We start from the raw sequence: 18931 nt of genomic DNA, 5'->3' as shown, positions 1-18931 counted from the left end.
TAGCCCAAGTTAAACCGCCGAGTTGTCCGGTAACACTGTTTGGCGGTATTGCCTTGGTGAACAACCGCTCCATTTACGAAAAGCATGACGAAAGTTCGCGCTGTCAGAGAAACCAACTCTTTCGGAGATATCTTCAATACTGATTTGTGTCGAAGCAAGGTAGTGGCGCGCTAAATGAAAACGGACTTGATCGAGAATTTGCTGATAGCTGGTATTTTCCTGCTTAAGGTGACGACTTAAGGTTCTGGACGACATACCCAGGTCGGATGATAGCGTTTCAATAGAAGGGTAGTTACCCGGACGCTCAATAAATATCTGGGTTATTTTATCTTTTAAGCTGGTGCTGCCACTGACTTTTGCCAGCATTTCATCGCAAGATTTGAGGCACATTTGTAGTGTGATAGGGTTGGCTGCAGGTAGTGGTTCGTAAATGCTTTGTGCATCAAATTGCCATTCCAACCGGTCGCTATTGAACTCGATATCACAGTGAAACACTTGCTTATATAACTCGCTGTATTCTGGTTCAGGATAAGGAAAGCGAATGACCGTCGAGGGAAATGGGTGCTGCATCACTTCTTCGCATAAGTTCTGGATGGCTGAAAACCAGTATTCGCAGCAAAACGGCAACATGGATTGAAGTTCGATTAATTGCTCAGCACGGAAATAGCCTATGTCGCCTTCAACCCACATTTTCTTCTTAAGAACCGGCCCTGCGAGACGCAGATACTTAAATCCCATCACTAAGGCATCAAATAATGTGTTGCTGCTTAAGACCGCATAACCAAGCACACCGAAATCACTGAACTTAGCCTGTTGGCCTATTTTTAGCCCTAAACTCGGTTCTTCTGCCTGGCTAAGGGCGTTACTAAAGATCACTAGCTTTTGTGTAAGCGTGATATGAGTCTCTGGCGCGTAAAGCTGAGAAGCATTGATACCGCTACCATCTAGTAATGCCTCAACGCTGACACTAGGATCTAAATAGCGTTTGAGCAGTTGTAAATCTAAAATGCCGAAAGCTAGTGTATCTGGCTCGTAAATCGCGGTGTATTCCATTGTTTTCCCTCTACAGACCCTTATCATCCTAGCGTTTATCTGCGTGATATTCTGTCAGTTTGCTCTCAAGGTTGTCCGAATATCACCGGTTTTTGTCGTTTTGTAACCTGTGACTAATGTTATCAAAATGTTGTAATGCAATAAATTGTAGGATGGGAGAGAAATATGAACGTGTTGGCTAAGCAAGATGAGGTCAGTGACAGCGACCTCAGTCAAACTACGGCAACGAGTGAAGCATTAAACTCTAGTGAACTGGCCACTTGGTTTGCTGAACTGAAGTCAGCCTATCAAGCGGAGCCTCTAGCAACATTAGCCGTCAGAAAGCAGCGTTTACTGGCATTGAAAAAGCAGCTGTCTCGCTATCAGGATATTTTGGCTGAAGCGATGAATGAGGACTTCGGCGGGCGCAGTCATACGGAGTCGGTAATGGCTGATGTACTTGCTCCGATTCTGGATATTAACCATGTGGTCCGTCACCTTAAAAGCTGGATGAAGCCCAGCAGACGGCCAACTGAATGGTTGTTTAAAGGCAATAAGCTTGAAGTCAGATACCAGCCGAAAGGTGTGGTAGGTATTATCTGTCCATGGAATTTTCCTATTTACCTGTCGATAGGCCCAATGATCACCTCGTTAGCCGCAGGCAACCGCTGCATGATCAAAATGCCACCCAATTGCCCAGCGACGACAAAACAGTTACGCCGAATGTTAGCTGAAATTTATCCAGAGAACTTGGTGCGCGTGGTGGATGGCACTCATCCTGAAGCAATGGAAATATCCCATCTTCCATTTGATCATCTGGTTTTTACTGGGTCGCCAGCGAGTGGCAAAACCATCATGGCAAATGCAGCCGCTAATTTAACCCCCGTCACGCTTGAACTTGGCGGCAAATCGCCTGCAATAGTGTTTGAAGATTACGACGTGAAAAAGGCGGCAGCACGCCTCGCTCACGGTAAAGGAATGAACTCAGGTCAGATATGCATTGCTCCGGATTACGCTTTTATCCCTGAAGGCAAACGGCAAGAGTTTGTCCGTGCGCTCAAAGCTGCCCATCAAGCTATGTATGGTGAGATTAAATCAAATCAGGACTACACCTCGTTAGTTGACGAAGCACAATACCGACGTTTTCATGCTTTGCTCAATGATGCCAAGGAGAAAGGCGCTGATATTATCCAATGTCTGGATCGTGGAGAAGGGCGTAAAACTCCGCTCTATATTGCTACTAATCTGACATCGGATATGCGTATCTGTCAGGAAGAGATATTTGGCCCTTTGCTTCCGGTTCACACCTACCGCTCCATTGATGAGGTAATTCAATATATTACCGACAGGCCACGTCCTCTCGCGTGCTATCTGTTTACTAACGATGAGACGCAGCGCGAGTCCGTGCTTACACACACTCACAGTGGTGGTGTCACCTTGAATGACTGGGGATGGCATGTTCTTAATCACTCAGTACCGTTTGGTGGGGTAGGTAATTCAGGGATAGGCAATTACCACGGTGAAGAAGGGTTCAGAGAGTTGAGCCATGCACGTTCGGTATTGCAAATGCGCGACTGGTTCCCAATTCAGCTTTTCTCGCCTCCGTATGGAAGTTGGGTGCAAAAACTGATTCTACGCTTTTTTGTCGGCAAACCAGATCCTCGATTAAATGATCAAAAATAGCTGACACAGCACTTATCGACCTCTTCGGTGTTTGGGAAGGCAGACTCTTGATGTTGGGTGATGTCTTCCCTCTCGTGACTACTAGCTTGGCGCTGTGTAGCCGCGCTTTACTTATTCCGATTGGAATGACCAAATTGATTCAAAGGATGAAATATGACGAAATCAGCGAAAGGAATACGCATTTACGTGTCAAATGTTTCTTCAGGCAGTGTTATTTACCTCTGTCTATGGCAGAAGAGCATGGTTAATCTACTGCCTTGGGGAGGTCGATAATGGAAAGCTACGACTATATCATTGTGGGTGGTGGTTCGGCAGGCTGTGTTTTGGCATCGCGTTTATCTGAGGATCCTAACGTGACGGTTTGCCTGCTTGAGGCTGGTGGTAAGGACAATAGCGCATTTATTCATACGCCCATTGGTACGGTTGCCATGATGCCGACCAAATTATACAACTGGGGGTTCGAAACGGTCCCCCAGCCTGGATTAAATGGTCGCAAAGGTTACCAGCCGAGAGGAAAAGCCTTAGGTGGTTCGAGCTCGATCAATGCCATGATGTATTCGAGGGGGCATCGTTATGATTATGACTTATGGGCAAGTCTTGGCAACACAGGGTGGAGCTACGACGAGTGCCTGCCGTACTTCAAAAAAGCGGAAAACAACGAGGTTCACCATAACGAATATCATGGTCAGGGCGGGCCTTTGAATGTCGCTGAGTTACGCTCGCCGAGCCAGCTTATTGAACGATACTTGTCGGCTTGTGAGTCTATTGGCGTTCCGCGAAGTGATGATATTAATGGCGCGCAGCAGTTTGGTGCGACTTACACTCAAGTGACTCAGCGCGATGGCGAGCGATGCAGTGCGGCGAAAGCGTATTTGACGCCACACTTGAGTCGACCGAATCTCACGGTGCTCACTAAGGCCACCACGCACAAGGTTCTATTTGAAGGTAAGCGTGCCATTGGTGTCGAATACGGTTTAAGAGGAAAGCGTTTTCAGATCAAAAGTAGTCGGGAAGTGATTCTTTCAGCTGGAGCTTTTGGTTCTCCTCAAATCTTGCTTTTATCTGGTGTTGGAGCCAAAGCAGAACTCGACAAGCACGGTATCGAGCAAGTTCACGAGTTACCGGGTGTCGGTGAAAACTTACAAGATCACATAGATCTGGTGCACAGCTACAAATGTCTTGATAAGAAAGAGTCTTTTGGCGTCTCGTTTCGAATGGTCTCTGAAATGGGTAAAGCGTTACCTAAATGGATGAAGCAGCGCAGTGGCAAAATGAGCAGCAATTTTGCCGAGGGGATTGGTTTTCTTCGCTCAGATGACAGTATCGATGTACCTGACTTGGAGTTCGTGTTTGTGGTGGCGGTTGTTGATGACCACGCACGTAAGGTTCATTTCAGCCATGGTTATAGTTCTCATGTTACGTTACTGAGGCCAAAAAGTAGGGGCACCGTCAAACTTCAAAGTGCTGATCCCTATGACGTACCGTTGATTGATCCTGCATTTTTTAGTCATCCAGATGATATGGACATCATGATCAAAGCGTGGAAGAAACAACATCAGATGATGGAAAGCCAGGCATTTGATGAGGTTCGAGGTGAGAATTTTTATCCGGTTGATGCTAATGATGATCGCGCAATCGAGCAGGATATTCGCAACCGGGCTGATACCCAATATCATCCGGTGGGCACTTGTAAAATGGGTAAGGCGGATGATCCATTGGCGGTGGTGGATAAGAATTTAGTCGTGCATGGCATAGCAGGACTTAGAGTTGTTGACGCATCGATAATGCCAACGCTCATTGGTGGGAATACCAATGCGCCTACTATTATGATTGCGGAGAAGGTCGCGGATCAGATTAAGTCACAGTATGCCGCTGCAGACTCGGAATCAGCCGTAGCCAAAGCGGGCTAAAGACGAGACGCTCACTGAAGATATAAAAAAGCCGAGGTTGTAGGACGACAGCCTCGGCTTTTTGAGCACTTAACTTAAGAAAGACTTAGTGCTAGTCCTCTGAAACGTCATTTTTAACTTCGATCATTTCAGCAAGCTCTTCAAGTGCTTGAATAGAGATCTCTGACAAACGTTGTAAATGCTGGTCTAGAGTCTCATGGTCAACAAGCGATGTTTCTTTATTATTTGTATCTTTTGTTAACATGTCTCAACCTCATAAGTTGAGTAAGGGGAGCACTCATCATACCCAAGATGTTGAGTATAAAAAAAACGGTCTATGTTTAATTTGTTAGATAGATCATCGATTGAGGGGCGCGTTTTCGTGCTTTAAAAGGAAAACGAGGTATACAGCTCAAATATGAAAGGTAACCTAGCAATCAGAAGAATTTATGCTAGTTTGACTCACTGAACCACATGTTTGAGGTCCAGTGAGCAAAAGTTATATCAGAATTGCGGTTTAGCACCGAACTGCGCTGCCGCGTAGGCGACGCGCTCTTTCGGTTTTGGGTATTCTGCAGGGGTGCCAAGGCTTTCTATATGTTTCAAACGAGGCAGCAAACCCATACCGTTCGCGATTTGAATAGCCAATCCCGGACGTGCATTGAGCTCTAAAACCATCGGCCCTTCTTCCTTGTCCAACACCATGTCCGTGCCCATATAGCCTAACCCTGTCATTTCCCAAGCACTAGAAGCCAGTTCAAGCAAGCGTTCCCAATGTGGAACCTCAAGCCTTGAAAGGTCTTTTCCAGTGTCTGGATGGTGAGTGACAGGTTGGTCAAATTGTACCGCTCTGATCGCTTTACCTGTGGCGATATCGATACCTACGCCTACTGCACCTTGGTGGAGGTTCGCTTTACCATCAGACGCTGCTGTTGAACAACGCATCATGGCCATTACGGGATAGCCTTTAAACACTATGATTCGAACATCTGGCACACCTTCATAACTGAAACCATCGAAGCAGTCATCAAACTTAATCAGGTTCTCTACAACGGCAACATCGTTTTTGCCACCAAGAGAAAATAGCCCCGCAAGTGCGTTACTGATGTGGCGCTCTACTTCTTCTTTGCCAATGGTAGCACCTGAAGGCTTGGTGTATACACCATCTTTATGTGAGGTGATAACTAAGATACCTTTACCACCACTACCTTGAGCAGGCTTGATCACAAAGCCAGGCCACTCTTTAACCATGTTGTGGATGGTTTTGACTTCGGCTTGGTTATGAATGACGCCGATGAGGGCAGGGACGGTAGCCCCTGCTGCCTGAGCGATGATTTTAGTTTTCAGCTTGTCATCCACTAAGGGATATTTGGAACGATCATTGTAGCGACCAATATAGCTATGGTTACGCTTGTTCATTCCCATAATGCCTTTATGGCGAAGCTTTGCTGGCGAAGTAAAACGTTCAAACATCGTTTAATCCTCCGCTAGTGGTTTGAAGCGACGCAGCTCTGTTAGACGGTAACCTGTATATGTGCCGAGCAGAAGAATGCCAGCCAGAACGATCAACTGAAGACCGATGAAGTTAAACGTCAGGTGTTGGATATACGAGTTGGTCATTGCCAAGTAAACCATTACCGCGGTGAGTAGAGAGCCGCCACCTTGAAGCGCTACTTCTTTCGCCCCTTCTTCTTCCCACAGAATCGACATACGTTCGATGGTCCATGACAAGATGATCATCGGGAAGAACGTAATGGTTAGACCTTCTGTCAGACCGATCTTAAATGCGACAACAGTGAATACCGAAATGATCATGATTACCGTGATGATAACCGCAGATATTCGAGCGACCAGAAGTAAATTAAGCCGCGATAGATAGCTTCGGATAATCAAACCCGTACCGACAATGAGCAAGAAGCCGACAATACCCGTCACCAATTGGGTTTGGACGAAGGCGACCGCGATCAAAACTGGCATGAAGGTACCTGATGTTTTAAGACCGATGATTACGCGCAGGAATACCACAATCAGTGCGCCAATAGGGATTAGCATGATGGTCTTAAACATAGCCTGTTCTTCAAGAGGCAAGCTATGGATAGAGATGTTCATCAGGCCATCAGCTTCAATTTTGTTGTTGGTTGCCTGTTGAGGAGTCATATCCTGCTTGATCATTGAGAAATGAACTTGGCTATTATTGCCGCCAACTAAATCGAGAAGAGATACGTTGGATTCATCCCAAACCAATAGGTTCGGTTGCACCGCCTTTTGCTCTGAGTTTGGAGAGAACAGAACCCAGTCTTTACCAGACCACACTTGTACCATAGGTTGAATGGTTTGGCGTCGGCGCCCATCTTCCAGCTCGATAACACCTACGGTTTTGCTTTGTACGCCTGCTGAGAGAAGGATATTGTGTAACGCATCGGTACGGTCAAAATCGTTCAGCAGCAGCGCAGAGTTTTGACTGTCCGGATCGTTCAATGTTTTGATCAGTTCACGTGCAAACGTTACGTTGTCCGCAGAGCGGCTCATTGCTCGCTCTATCAGTGCGTTTGCAGCAGCTTGTTGTGGAGCTGAAAGCGTTGGAGGGGTAATCTCATCAGCGGGTGGGAGAGGGGTAACCTGAGCTTGTGGATCCACCAGAAATTGTGCTTTGTAGTAGATGGTCTGAGGACCTCGGGCTTGGCGGATTGACCATTCTGCGCGACGTCCAGAGTCTGAGTTTATGTAAGAGACCCCATAACCAGAAGAAGAGGCGGATTCGCCGATAAGTGTGTAACCACTCTGTGTATGAGGGGCGGCAAGTGAAGCTTTCACTTCGTTGCCATTCGCATTGAATTCAATACGAGCTTCTACATCCCATACCTGACGTGTTTCACCTGGAGTCCATGGCACGCCATAATTTTGGTGTCTGAAAACACTCAAAGCGATGCCCGCAACCACCAATAAAATGACGGATACGTAAAACGGTATTTTTGACGTCATAATCTACCTTATTATTCTTAGTTTTCTTCTGTTTGAATATATGTGCGGCTAACATCGACCAACGCGATGTCGCGGATAAATTCTCTACCCAGTAAAATAGGATGGTTCATGTGGGAACGATCTGCCAACGTAAATTGCGCTTTTTCATGGATTTTCCCAACTTTGACCCACAGTTCTACAACCGCTCTGCGGTCAAGATCATCTACCGTGGATTGACGTATCTTCACGTAGCGCAGGACAGGTGCCTCAATCCAAATATTTTTTTCTTCTTCAGATTTTGTATTGTCGGCCAGGTGAAAGCGAACCCAGTTTTTTCCGTTTCTCTCAAACTCTTTAATATCGATAGCATTTAAAGACGAAGTGGCAGCGCCAGTATCGACACGTGCATCGAACGTCTGCTTAATGGAGTCAATGGTTACTTTCTCTATCGAACCGAGAATAATGTCGTGCGTTGGCGTCTGCTCTACTGGCGTTGGTGCCTGGACAATAATTTGTTCTTTGGGCTTTTTAACTTCAGCCATGGCTTCATCGCGGAACGTACGGAGCTCGCCTTTTAACGTACCTACTTGGCCTTCAAGGTTGTCTATATGGTCCGATTGATTACTGAGCTGCTGCTCCAGAATCGCGATACGATTGTTGACATTTGTTTCTGAGGATTGGATAGCGGCTAACGTTTCTTGGTGGTACTGTTCGCCTTTGGTAAGTGTACATCCAGATAGCAAGACGATGGCAACAACCGGAGTCAATCGTAATAACATTGAAAACCTTGGGATGGATTAAGTTGTTTGATTTTTAAGAGTTTAGCTTATATCAACAAACCCTCACAAGTAAGAATGTTTCTCTATCTCTTATAGAGTGAGGAATGTGACGAAAAGCTTAGAATCAAGGGTGTGAACCACACCCTTGAAGAAATAAGATGAGAGGGTAATGTCTTAATAGAAGCAGTGAGTTAGGGCAATGTCAGAAATCTAAGTTAATTATGCTTTACGAGCCACAAGTACGGCACGGCGTGGAGCTGGATAGCCTTCCACCGTCTTACTCGGATCGTTTGGATCTAAGTAATCTGGTAGTGAATTGTGAGTCATCCATTCAGTCGTGCGTTGTTCACCGACTGTTGTCACATTCTCATCAACGATACGCACATCTTCAAAGCCAACCAGTTCTAACCACACTTTGAGTGCTTTTGCTGATGGGAAGAAGTACACGTTACGCATCTGAGCGTAGCGAGATGTCGGGACAAGTACGGCGTTTTCGTCGCCCTCAATCACCAAGGTTTCTAACACAAGTTCACCGCCTGAAACCAGTTGGTCTTTTAGCTGCATCAGATGGTCAAGTGGAGAACGACGATGATACAGCACGCCCATACTAAATACCGTATCGAACGCTTCTAGTTTTGGCAGTTGCTCAATACCCAATGGCAACAGGTGTGCTCGTTGGTCGCCGCCCATCAGTTTACGAATAGCTTCAAACTGGATCAGGAATAAGTGAGAAGGATCAATGCCAACACAGAGACGAGCGCCTTCACCTAGCATGCGCCACATGTGATAACCATTACCACAGCCGACATCAAGTACACTGCGGTTTTTTAATGGCGAGATATGCGGAAGTACACGATCCCATTTCCAGTCACTGCGCCACTCAGTATCGATGTGAATACCGTGCACTGTGTAAGGGCCTTTACGCCAAGGATGGAATGTACGCAGCAAGTTCTCTAACTTTTTCAGTTCACCTTCATGAAAAGGGGTGTCATTACTGATAGTGACAGAGTTTTTAATGTCAATCTGGTTCGGTGACCCTTCAGGGATTTTATTCAGTGCTTTCAACCAGCGACCAAAGTCACCGTGCTCTGCATTTTGCCAGTCCGTAAGCTGTTGTGGTAACACGTTTAGCCACGGTTGAAGACGCGTGTCTTGGGCAATTAATTGATAGAAATTTGCAAAGTTAAACATAGTTAGTTAATCGCTGAGTTGATGGTATAAAAGTAAATTGAGTTTAAGTTCGAATGGTTACTTGATTGCAAACATAGACCCGAAGTTAAAGCACTGGAACCAGACATCGTAGCTAGAGAATCCAATTTTTGCGAAACGTTCTTTATGGTCTTTCTTAGAATCCGGACGCATTACATTTTCTATTGCGCTGCGTTTTTGACTGATTTCCAGTTCGCTATAGCCATTTGCACGTTTAAAGTCGTGGTGAAGATCTATCAATAGTTCATTAGACACTTCATCTTCAAAGACGAATTTTTCAGACAGAATCAAAATGCCGCCTGGGCGCAGGCCTGCGTAAATTTTCTCTAATAACGTGTATCGGTCATCCGGAGAAAGGAACTGAAGTGTGAAGTTCAGGACGACTACCGAAGCGTTTTCAATTTCGATATTACGTATATCTTCTTCAACGACTTCTACAGGCGTGTCGCTGCGGTAAGCATTCACGTGCAGTTTACATCGCTCCACCATGGCGGGTGAATTATCGACAGCGATGATTTTACAACCTTCTTGCTTGATATGACGTCGCATGGAAAGCGTCGCCGCACCTAAAGAGCAACCTAGATCATAAATGTTTGAATGAGGCTTAACAAAGCGTTCAGCCAGCATGCCAATTGCAGAAATAATGTTGCTGTACCCTGGTACGGAGCGCTGAATCATGTCAGGAAATACTTCCGCTACGCGTTCATCAAACGTGAAATCCCCAATTTTATCGATTGGAGCCGAAAAAATAGTATCTGGATTGCTCTTAGGGTTCATAACCAAATCTCTGCATACAAGCCGACTGAAAACGTCAGGCATCAAAAAAGGCGCGTATTTTATGAGAAATTATCGCCCCTGTCATGTACTGCTTTAGAACATCTGCAACTGGTCGTTGCCATCGTTGGCAGGGAAGGCAGCCAAGTCAGGGAGTGAAGTGTGTTTTTGCAGATGTTTATACAGGTTCGAAGCCAGTTCCGGCGCTATGATGTTGTCGGCAGTGTGGATCATCACATACGGTTGTTTACCCTCTGTAATCCATTGCGATAGCTTCGTCAGCCAAGGCGTGAAGAAGTCATAGTTTTGCTGCTCTTCCGGATGGCCGATAAAGCGGATCATAGGGTGAGAAGCGGTCGCAATCGCGTGTACCGGCACTTTTGGCTTTTTCATCTGCGCATCGATGATCGCTTCCGTTTCCGGTTTTGCTGCAAACACCGGCCGACTATCCATGATAATTCGGTCGATACCATTTTCTATCAGCCATTGATTGAGTGCTCGCTCCTCGTCACCTTTGGAGAAAAACGCCATATGACGGACTTCTACGCCAAGAGGGAAGTTTGGCGGAAAACTGGCGCAAAACTTCTTTAAACGATCGAGGTATTCAGGACCAAAGGCGGCGGGTAATTGGAGCGTCCATTGACCAACGCGCTCATGTAGTGGTTCCATCACTTTCATAAAGTCACGTAACTGCGCATCACATCCTCTGAGCATTTGCTGGTGGGTGATGGCTTTCGGCAGCTTAAAGGTGAATTTGAAATCGTCATGAGTTGCCGCTTTCCAGTTTTGCACGGTATTGTGTGAAGGCGTCGCGTAAAATGTGGTGTTACCTTCTACGGTATGAAACACCTGCGCGTATTTCTCCAAACGCCCAGCAGGTTTGGTGCCACTGCCATAAAAGCTATGTTGCCACAGGTTATGTGACCACATGGTTAATCCAAGTCGAAGGGGTAAGTTATCCATCGTTCTTCTTTACATTTATTACTGCGTTCACTTTACGAGAGTTTTGCTGAAATAGGTAATTTCACGTTATAATCAGTACCAATTTTTTCGCTTTGGTGCGGTTTTGAACAGTTGTAGTACTAAAAAGCACCAATGAATGATAAAACACACTTAATTGTACGCTGAGTAGTCGATTTTCATAGACTTTCAGCGTATAACGGAATCTTTACTCTGCTTGGCAATGAAGCCGACAGAGCGTAGTCAACAACTTTTGAGAGATTGGGAATTTCATTATGCGTACCCATTACTGTGGTCACCTGAACAAGTCCCTTGCAGGACAAACTGTAGAACTTTGCGGCTGGGTTAACCGTCGCCGTGATTTAGGCGGTCTTATTTTTATTGATATGCGAGATCGTGAAGGCATCGTTCAGGTAGTTGTAGATCCAGATATGGCGGATGCGTATGAAGTGGCTAACACACTTCGTAATGAATTCTGTATCAAACTAACGGGTGAAGTGCGCGTTCGTCCTGAAAGCCAAGCAAACAAAGACATGGCAACAGGTGAAGTAGAGATCCTTGCGAAAGGGCTTGAAATCATCAACCGCGCTGACGTTCTGCCACTAGACTTCAACCAAAAGAACTCTGAAGAGCAGCGTCTGAAGTACCGTTACCTAGACCTGCGTCGCCCTGAAATGAGCGACCGCATCAAGCTACGTGCTAAAGCGTCTAGCTTTGTGCGTCGTTTCCTAGATGACAATGGTTTCCTGGATATCGAAACGCCAGTACTGACTAAAGCGACGCCAGAAGGTGCTCGTGACTACTTGGTACCAAGCCGTGTTCACAAAGGTAGCTTCTACGCGCTTCCTCAGTCTCCACAGCTATTCAAACAGCTGCTAATGATGTCTGGTTTTGACCGTTACTACCAAATCGTTAAGTGTTTCCGTGATGAAGACTTGCGTGCTGACCGTCAGCCAGAATTCACTCAGATCGATATCGAAACGTCATTCATGACAGCTGATCAAGTTCGTGAAGTGACAGAAAACATGGTTCGCGATATGTGGCAAGAGCTACTAAACGTAGACCTAGGTCAGTTCCCTGTAATGCCGTTTGCTGAAGCAATTCGTCGTTTCGGCTCTGACAAACCAGATCTACGTAACCCATTAGAACTAGTAGACGTTGCTGATCTTGTAAAAGACGTTGAGTTCAAAGTGTTCTCTGGTCCGGCAAACGACGAGAAAGGTCGCGTTGCGGTAATCCGTGTACCAGGTGGCGCATCTCTTACGCGTAAGCAAATCGACGGCTACGCTGAGTTCGTTGGTATCTACGGCGCGAAAGGTCTGGCTTGGATGAAGGTTAACGACCGTGCGGCAGGTATGGAAGGTATCCAATCTCCAGTGGCTAAGTTCCTAAACGAAGACGTGATCAACGGTATCCTAGACCGCACTCAAGCAGAGTCTGGTGACATCATCCTATTCGGCGCAGACAAAGCGGGCATCGTTGCAGAAGCAATGGGTGCGCTACGTCTGAAACTGGGTAAAGACCTAGAGCTAACCGACGAGTCTGCATGGGCACCACTATGGGTTGTTGACTTCCCAATGTTCGAAGAAGATGACGAAGGCAACCTGCACGCGATGCACCACCCATTCACATCGCCTCTAGGTGTTAATGCGGAAGAGCTAAAAGCGAACCCTGCAGCAGCGAACTCAAACGCATACGATATGGTTCTTAACGGCTACGAAGTGGGCGGCGGTTCTGTACGTATTCACAACGCAGAAATGCAAGCAGCAGTGTTCGATATCCTAGGTATTGATGCTGACGAGCAGCGACTAAAATTCGGCTTCTTGCTAGACGCACTGAAATTCGGTACGCCTCCGCATGCAGGTCTTGCATTCGGTCTGGACCGTCTGGTTATGCTGCTATGTGGTACAGAAAACATCCGTGACGTAATCGCGTTCCCGAAAACAACTGCGGCTTCTTGTCTACTGACAGACGCACCAAGCCTTGCAAACCCGGCAGCGCTAGAAGAGCTGGCGGTTGCGGTAACGGTAGCAAAAGAAAAAGACGCAGAATAAGCGCACAACAATTGAAGAAAAACTCCCGCAATTGCGGGAGTTTTTGTTTTAATGAAATATATTCTAATAAATCTAATGAGTTGTTGATTAGGAAACTTAATGTCAATTATTTTGGGCATTGACCCAGGCTCACGTATTACCGGCTACGGTGTCATTCGCCAACAAGGCCGCCATTTGCAATATCTTGGCAGCGGCTGTATCCGTATGTCTGAAAAAGAGCTCCCAGGTCGACTCAGACAAATTTATGCAGGTGTCACTGAAATCATTACTCAGTTTCAGCCAGACGTATTCGCTATTGAGCAAGTTTTTATGGCGAAGAATGCCGATTCTGCGTTAAAACTGGGACAGGCACGAGGCAGTGCAATTGTGGCTGCAGTAAATGCGGATTTACCTGTTTATGAATACGCTGCGCGTCTTATTAAACAGGCTGTGGTTGGAACTGGTGGAGCGGATAAAGCGCAAGTTCAGCATATGGTTCAGCAGATGCTAAAGTTACCAGCAAAACCGCAAGCCGACGCAGCCGATGCACTTGGCGTAGCGATCTGTCATGCCAATACCAACAAAACGCTCGTCGCTCTGGCGGGAAAGGCGACCAGTGCACGAAAAGGACGCTACCGGTAAAATTAACTGGATGTCTATCCAGTTCTTTATTATCCTGTCGCAAATTCATTTCCAAAGAGTATTTATCGTGATTGGACGTCTTCGCGGCACCTTGCTTGAAAAGCAACCACCTGAAGTTTTAATTGAAGTTAACGGCATTGGTTATGAAGTTCAGATGCCAATGAGCTGTTTTTACGAGCTGCCAAACATCGGCGAAGAAGCCATCATTTATACTCATTTTGTTGTTCGCGAAGATGCTCAACTGCTTTATGGTTTTAATACCGTAAAAGAGCGCGCGCTGTTCCGTGAAGTTATTAAAGCAAACGGCGTTGGTCCTAAATTGGGTTTGGGTATCTTGTCTGGCATGACTGCAAGTCAGTTTGTCACTTGTGTAGAGCGAGAGGATGTGTCAACACTCGTTAAGCTGCCGGGCGTTGGTAAGAAAACGGCTGAGCGCTTGGTGGTTGAAATGAAAGACCGTCTGAAAGGATGGGGGGCGGGTGACCTATTTACCCCATTCACAGACGCTGCTCCATCCGACTCTGCATCTGCCACGTCGAATAACGCGGAAGAAGAGGCGATCAGTGCACTGCTTGCTCTGGGATACAAACCAACGCAAGCCTCGAAAGTCGTTGCTCAAATCGCTAAACCGGATATGAACAGCGAGCAGCTTATCCGTGAAGCTCTAAAATCAATGGTGTAACGCCAGTCCGAAGGTAACAATTTGCCCAAGGTAATCCATTCTCTCAGGTAACCATTTTTTCAAGGTAACAAGATGATTGAAGCTGATCGTTTAATCGCGCCAGAAAACCCGGCTTTTCGGGAAGAAGACGTCGTTGACCGTGCAATTCGCCCCAAAAAGTTAGAAGACTACCAAGGTCAGGATCACGTTCGAGGCCAGATGGAGATCTTTATTAAAGCGGCACAGCTGCGTAATGAAGCGTTAGATCACCTGCTGATTTTTGGTCCTCCTGGCTTGGGTAAAACCACACTCGCCAATATCGTTGCTAACGAAATGGAAGTTAACATTCGTACCACTTCAGGTCCTGTGTTGGAAAAGGCGGGGGATTTAGCCGCACTGCTCACCAACTTAGAAGAAAACGATGTTCTCTTTATCGATGAAATTCACCGATTAAGCCCAATGGTTGAAGAGGTGCTCTATCCGGCGATGGAAGATTACCAGTTGGATATTATGATTGGGGAAGGCCCGGCCGCTCGCTCAATTAAAATTGATTTGCCACCATTTACCTTAATCGGCGCAACGACGCGTGCTGGTTCACTGACGTCACCATTGCGCGATCGTTTTGGTATCACGCAGCGCCTTGAGTTTTATAAAATTAAAGACCTGCAGGACATTGTCCAGCGCAGTGCAGATTGTTTAGGCCTCTCTATGGATCCGGAAGGGGCTTTAGAGGTCGCACGTCGTGCTCGTGGAACACCTCGTATTGCAAATCGCTTGTTACGTCGTGTGCGTGATTATGCAGAAGTAAAAGGCAATGGTCACATCTGCGCTGATGTCGCAGATAAAGCGCTAAACATGCTTGATGTTGATGCTCAGGGCTTCGACTACATGGACCGCAAACTTCTCCTGGCGATTATGGAAAAATTCGGTGGAGGTCCGGTTGGCTTAGATAATATGGCTGCGGCTATTGGTGAAGAGAAAGACACCATAGAAGATGTCTTAGAGCCTTATCTGATTCAACAAGGTTATTTACAGCGAACACCACGGGGTAGAATTGCCACTGATCGGGCTTATCTCCACTTTGGCATCGAAAAATAGAAAGTAAAAAGGCTGGGCAAAATGCGCAGCCTTTTTACTTTTGGTGATCTACCTCTCATTTCTTCGATTTCTTTAATTTCTTTTTAGTTAATAGAAAGGTGCCATTTGTTGCGCTAATGTTTGCTTGTGCCCCGTCATTCTCTCCTCCCATTACCCAGCCTTAACATTTGCGTCAGGTGTTGTTTGATTTGCGTCAAGGTGATGGATTTTTGTCCACGTTCTGTGCATAAATATTGATGTGTATCAAAGCGCATTCTGGCTATAAATCTTTTGAAACATTGTGTTTTTACAAGTAATATTAGCCACAGCTATATTAGCTGATGCTTAACAATTAACTAACCAACGAAGTACATTTTCGCAACAAAAAGTTGTGACAATTCAACATATTTCATGTGTGAATAACACCTGATTATGGATTGTAATATGTAGAGAGTGTCATTCAGCCGACACATAGGAGTTACCATGATTGACGTAGTTGATCTATCGCGGTTGCAGTTTGCACTAACAGCGATGTATCACTTCCTATTCGTACCATTGACCCTTGGTATGGCCTTCCTACTGGCCATTATGGAGTCGTTGTACGTAATGACGAACAAGCAAATCTATAAGGACATGACCAAGTTCTGGGGTAAGCTGTTTGGTATTAACTTTGCGCTTGGTGTGGCAACTGGCCTTACCATGGAATTCCAGTTTGGTACGAACTGGTCCTATTACTCCCACTATGTAGGTGACATCTTCGGTGCACCACTAGCGATTGAAGCACTGGTCGCGTTCTTCCTGGAATCAACTTTTGTTGGTCTATTCTTCTTCGGGTGGGATCGTCTATCTAAACGTCAACACTTAGCAGTAACTTGGTTGGTGGCTTTAGGTTCTAACTTCTCAGCACTGTGGATTCTGATTGCGAACGGCTGGATGCAAAACCCAGTTGGCGCGGAATTCAACTTCGAAACCATGCGAATGGAAATGGTGAGCTTTGCTGAGGTTGTGTTTAACCCAGTTGCTCAGGTTAAGTTCGTTCACACGGTTGCTTCTGGTTACACCTGTGGCGCAATGTTTGTTCTAGGCATCAGTTCATACTACCTATTGAAAGGTCGTGATGTTGCGTTCGCTCGTCGTTCATTTGCTATTGCCGCTTCTTTCGGTATGGCAGCTATTCTTTCTACCATCGTTCTTGGTGACGAATCAGGCTATGAGCTTGGTGAAGTCCAAAAAGTGAAGCTTGCTGCAGTAGAAGCAGAATGGCACACAGAGCCAGCACCAGCAGCGTTCACACTATTTGGTATTCCTAACCAAGACGACATGCATACTGACTACGCAGTTAAAATCCCTTACGTAATGGGTATCATCGCAACTCGCTCTATTGATGAGCAGGTTACAGGTCTGCGTGATCTGCGTGAAGAACACGTTGAGCGTATCCGTACCGGTATGTACGCGTACGAGCTACTTGAGAAATTGCGTGCGGGTGATAAGTCTGATGCCAATATGGCCGCGTTTGACGAAGTGAAAGGTGACCTTGGCTACGGTCTACTTCTAAAACGCTACACAGACAATGTTGTTGATGCGACAGAAGAGCAGATTCAAGCTGCAGCAGACGACTCTATCCCAACCGTGTGGCCACTATTCTGGTCGTTCCGTATCATGGTTGCGTGTGGCTTCATCATGCTATTCGTATTTGGTTTGTCGTTCATCCAAACATGTCGTCAGAAAATCACTCAGAAGACATGGCTACTTAAAGCTGCGCTATTCAGTATTCCACTTCCATGGATTGCGATCGAGGCGGGTTGGTTTGTCGCAGAATTTGGTCGTCAACCATGGGCGGTGGGTGAAATCCTACCAGTACATGTCGCCGCTTCAGCGCTAACCGCTGGTGAAATATTGACTTCACTATTCGCGATTCTGGCGCTTTACACGGCATTCTTGATTGCAGAAGTATATCTAATGGTGAAATTCGCTCGTAAAGGTCCTAGCAGCCTGAAAACAGGCCGTTACCACTTCGAGCAAAACGCTGACTCTGTTGAAGACAAAGTTAGTCGCCAAGTAGAAGCGTAAGACAAGGAGACAACAAGATGTTTGATTACGAAATCTTGCGATTCATCTGGTGGGTACTGATCGGTGTTCTACTAGTTGGTTTTGCAGTAACAGATGGATTCGATATGGGTGTAGGCGCGCTTGTACCTGTTATCGGTAAAAGCGACACACAACGTCGTGTCATGATTAACTCAATCGCCCCACACTGGGATGGTAACCAAGTATGGCTTATCACTGCGGGTGGTGCACTATTCGCGGCATGGCCTCTGGTTTACGCAACGTCGTTCTCTGGGTTCTACCTGGCAATGATCCTGACGCTTGCTGCACTATGGCTGCGTCCTCTTGGTCTGGACTACCGCTCGAAAATTGAAGATCCAAAATGGCGCAGAAACTGGGACATTTGTATCTCAATCAGTGGCTTTGTTCCACCAATTATCTTTGGTGTGGCGTTTGGTAACCTTCTGCAAGGTGTTCCATTCCAGTTGAGTGACTTTCTGATGCCAACGTATCACGGTTCGTTCTTTGGTCTGCTAAACCCATTCGCGTTGCTGTGTGGCCTAGTAAGCTTGTTCATGATTCTGATGCAAGGTTCGAGCTGGCTACAGATGAAGACTACTGGCGAAGTGCATACTCGTGCGCGTAATGTCGCTCAGCTTACTGGTTTGCTAACCGTGCTAACGTTTGTTGTTGCTGGTTTCTGGGTTCAGAACATTGAAGGCTACGTAATTGTTGGTGGTATTGATACCAATGCTGCGTCTAACCCTCTAAACAAAGAGGTGATTCGTGAAGCTGGTGCGTGGATGAAGAACTTTGAAACCCACCCACTGCTATGGACTGCACCTGTACTAGGTGTTGCGATGCCACTGCTTACTGTATTGGCATCACGTCTTGAAAAGTGTGCGACTTCATTCATCACTTCAAGTCTTGGTGTTGCGGGTATTATCTTTACTGCTGGCTTCGCGATGTTCCCATTCATCATGCCGTCAGATCTAGTGCCTAACCACAGCTTGACGATGTGGGATGCGACTTCATCTGAACTGACGCTTAACCTAATGACAGGTGTTGCGTTTGTTATGGTGCCAATCATCCTTGGTTACACGTCTTGGACTTACTACAAGATGTTCGGTCGCTTGGATGATAAATACATTGAAGACAACAAAAACTCACTTTACTAAGGAGCTA

16 protein-coding genes are annotated in these 18931 nt (G+C 46.2%); 8 read left to right on the top strand and 8 right to left on the bottom strand.

Translation table 11 applies throughout. The features are described from left to right. Nucleotides 1-9 precede the first annotated feature (9 nt). A complete protein-coding gene (locus L3V31_RS08840; RefSeq protein WP_237315708.1) occupies nt 10-1053 on the bottom strand; it encodes an AraC family transcriptional regulator in 1044 nt (347 codons plus the stop codon). 165 nt (nt 1054-1218) lie between these two features. Between L3V31_RS08840 and L3V31_RS08835 the strand changes: the two genes are divergently transcribed. Next, nucleotides 1219-2715 (top strand): coniferyl aldehyde dehydrogenase, encoded by a 1497-nt coding sequence (locus L3V31_RS08835; protein WP_237315707.1) that lies wholly within the window; start codon nt 1219-1221, stop codon nt 2713-2715. A 272-nt stretch (nt 2716-2987) separates the two neighbouring features. After that, nucleotides 2988-4625 (top strand): choline dehydrogenase, encoded by a 1638-nt coding sequence (locus L3V31_RS08830; protein ID WP_237315706.1) that lies wholly within the window; start codon nt 2988-2990, stop codon nt 4623-4625. Between the two features lie 91 nt (nt 4626-4716). On the opposite strand, the gene L3V31_RS08825 is transcribed toward L3V31_RS08830, so the two are convergent. From L3V31_RS08825 to L3V31_RS08795, 7 genes are all read right to left on the bottom strand, one after another. Further along, nucleotides 4717-4869 (bottom strand): hypothetical protein, encoded by a 153-nt coding sequence (locus L3V31_RS08825; protein WP_237315705.1) that lies wholly within the window; start codon nt 4867-4869, stop codon nt 4717-4719. A 239-nt stretch (nt 4870-5108) separates the two neighbouring features. Further along, entirely contained in the window at nt 5109-6077 is a 969-nt protein-coding gene (locus tag L3V31_RS08820; protein WP_237315704.1) for an alpha-L-glutamate ligase-like protein, read from the bottom strand. A gap of 3 nt (nt 6078-6080) precedes the next feature. Continuing rightward, the gene (locus L3V31_RS08815) at nt 6081-7586 is read right to left on the bottom strand and encodes an inactive transglutaminase family protein (protein ID WP_237315703.1); all 1506 of its coding nucleotides are present in this window, start codon (nt 7584-7586) and stop codon (nt 6081-6083) included. Nucleotides 7587-7603: 17 nt separating this feature from the next. Continuing rightward, on the bottom strand, nt 7604-8344 hold the full coding sequence (locus tag L3V31_RS08810; RefSeq protein WP_237315702.1) for an ATP-dependent zinc protease: 741 nt from the start codon (nt 8342-8344) through the stop codon (nt 7604-7606). A gap of 219 nt (nt 8345-8563) precedes the next feature. Then, entirely contained in the window at nt 8564-9535 is a 972-nt protein-coding gene (gene cmoB / locus L3V31_RS08805; protein WP_237315701.1) for a tRNA 5-methoxyuridine(34)/uridine 5-oxyacetic acid(34) synthase CmoB, read from the bottom strand. 57 nt (nt 9536-9592) lie between these two features. Further along, entirely contained in the window at nt 9593-10330 is a 738-nt protein-coding gene (cmoA, locus tag L3V31_RS08800; protein ID WP_237315700.1) for a carboxy-S-adenosyl-L-methionine synthase CmoA, read from the bottom strand. A gap of 93 nt (nt 10331-10423) precedes the next feature. Further along, entirely contained in the window at nt 10424-11290 is an 867-nt protein-coding gene (locus L3V31_RS08795) for a DUF72 domain-containing protein (protein WP_237315699.1), read from the bottom strand. Nucleotides 11291-11562: 272 nt separating this feature from the next. Between L3V31_RS08795 and aspS the strand changes: the two genes are divergently transcribed. The 6 genes from aspS (at nt 11563) to cydB (ending at nt 18924) form a co-directional block, all read left to right on the top strand. Further along, nucleotides 11563-13341, top strand: coding sequence for an aspartate--tRNA ligase (gene aspS, locus L3V31_RS08790; protein WP_237315698.1), 1779 nt, complete (start codon nt 11563-11565; stop codon nt 13339-13341). A 99-nt stretch (nt 13342-13440) separates the two neighbouring features. Further along, nucleotides 13441-13962, top strand: a complete 522-nt coding sequence (gene ruvC / locus L3V31_RS08785) for a crossover junction endodeoxyribonuclease RuvC (protein WP_237315697.1) — start codon at nt 13441-13443, stop codon at nt 13960-13962. Nucleotides 13963-14029: 67 nt separating this feature from the next. After that, nucleotides 14030-14644 (top strand): Holliday junction branch migration protein RuvA, encoded by a 615-nt coding sequence (ruvA, locus tag L3V31_RS08780; protein WP_237315798.1) that lies wholly within the window; start codon nt 14030-14032, stop codon nt 14642-14644. A gap of 72 nt (nt 14645-14716) precedes the next feature. Next, nucleotides 14717-15721 carry a Holliday junction branch migration DNA helicase RuvB gene (gene ruvB, locus L3V31_RS08775; protein WP_237315696.1) on the top strand — a complete coding sequence of 335 codons (1005 nt, stop codon included), beginning with the start codon at nt 14717-14719 and terminating at the stop codon, nt 15719-15721. 462 nt (nt 15722-16183) lie between these two features. Then, a complete protein-coding gene (cydA, locus tag L3V31_RS08770) occupies nt 16184-17770 on the top strand; it encodes a cytochrome ubiquinol oxidase subunit I (RefSeq protein ID WP_237315695.1) in 1587 nt (528 codons plus the stop codon). 17 nt (nt 17771-17787) lie between these two features. Then, entirely contained in the window at nt 17788-18924 is a 1137-nt protein-coding gene (gene cydB, locus L3V31_RS08765; protein ID WP_237315694.1) for a cytochrome d ubiquinol oxidase subunit II, read from the top strand. The last annotated feature ends 7 nt before the right edge of the window (nt 18925-18931 follow it).

This window comes from Vibrio sp. J1-1 (genome assembly GCF_021728395.1).
Classification (GTDB): Bacteria; Pseudomonadota; Gammaproteobacteria; order Enterobacterales; family Vibrionaceae; genus Vibrio.
This window is presented reverse-complemented; position numbering and strand designations above follow the sequence as displayed.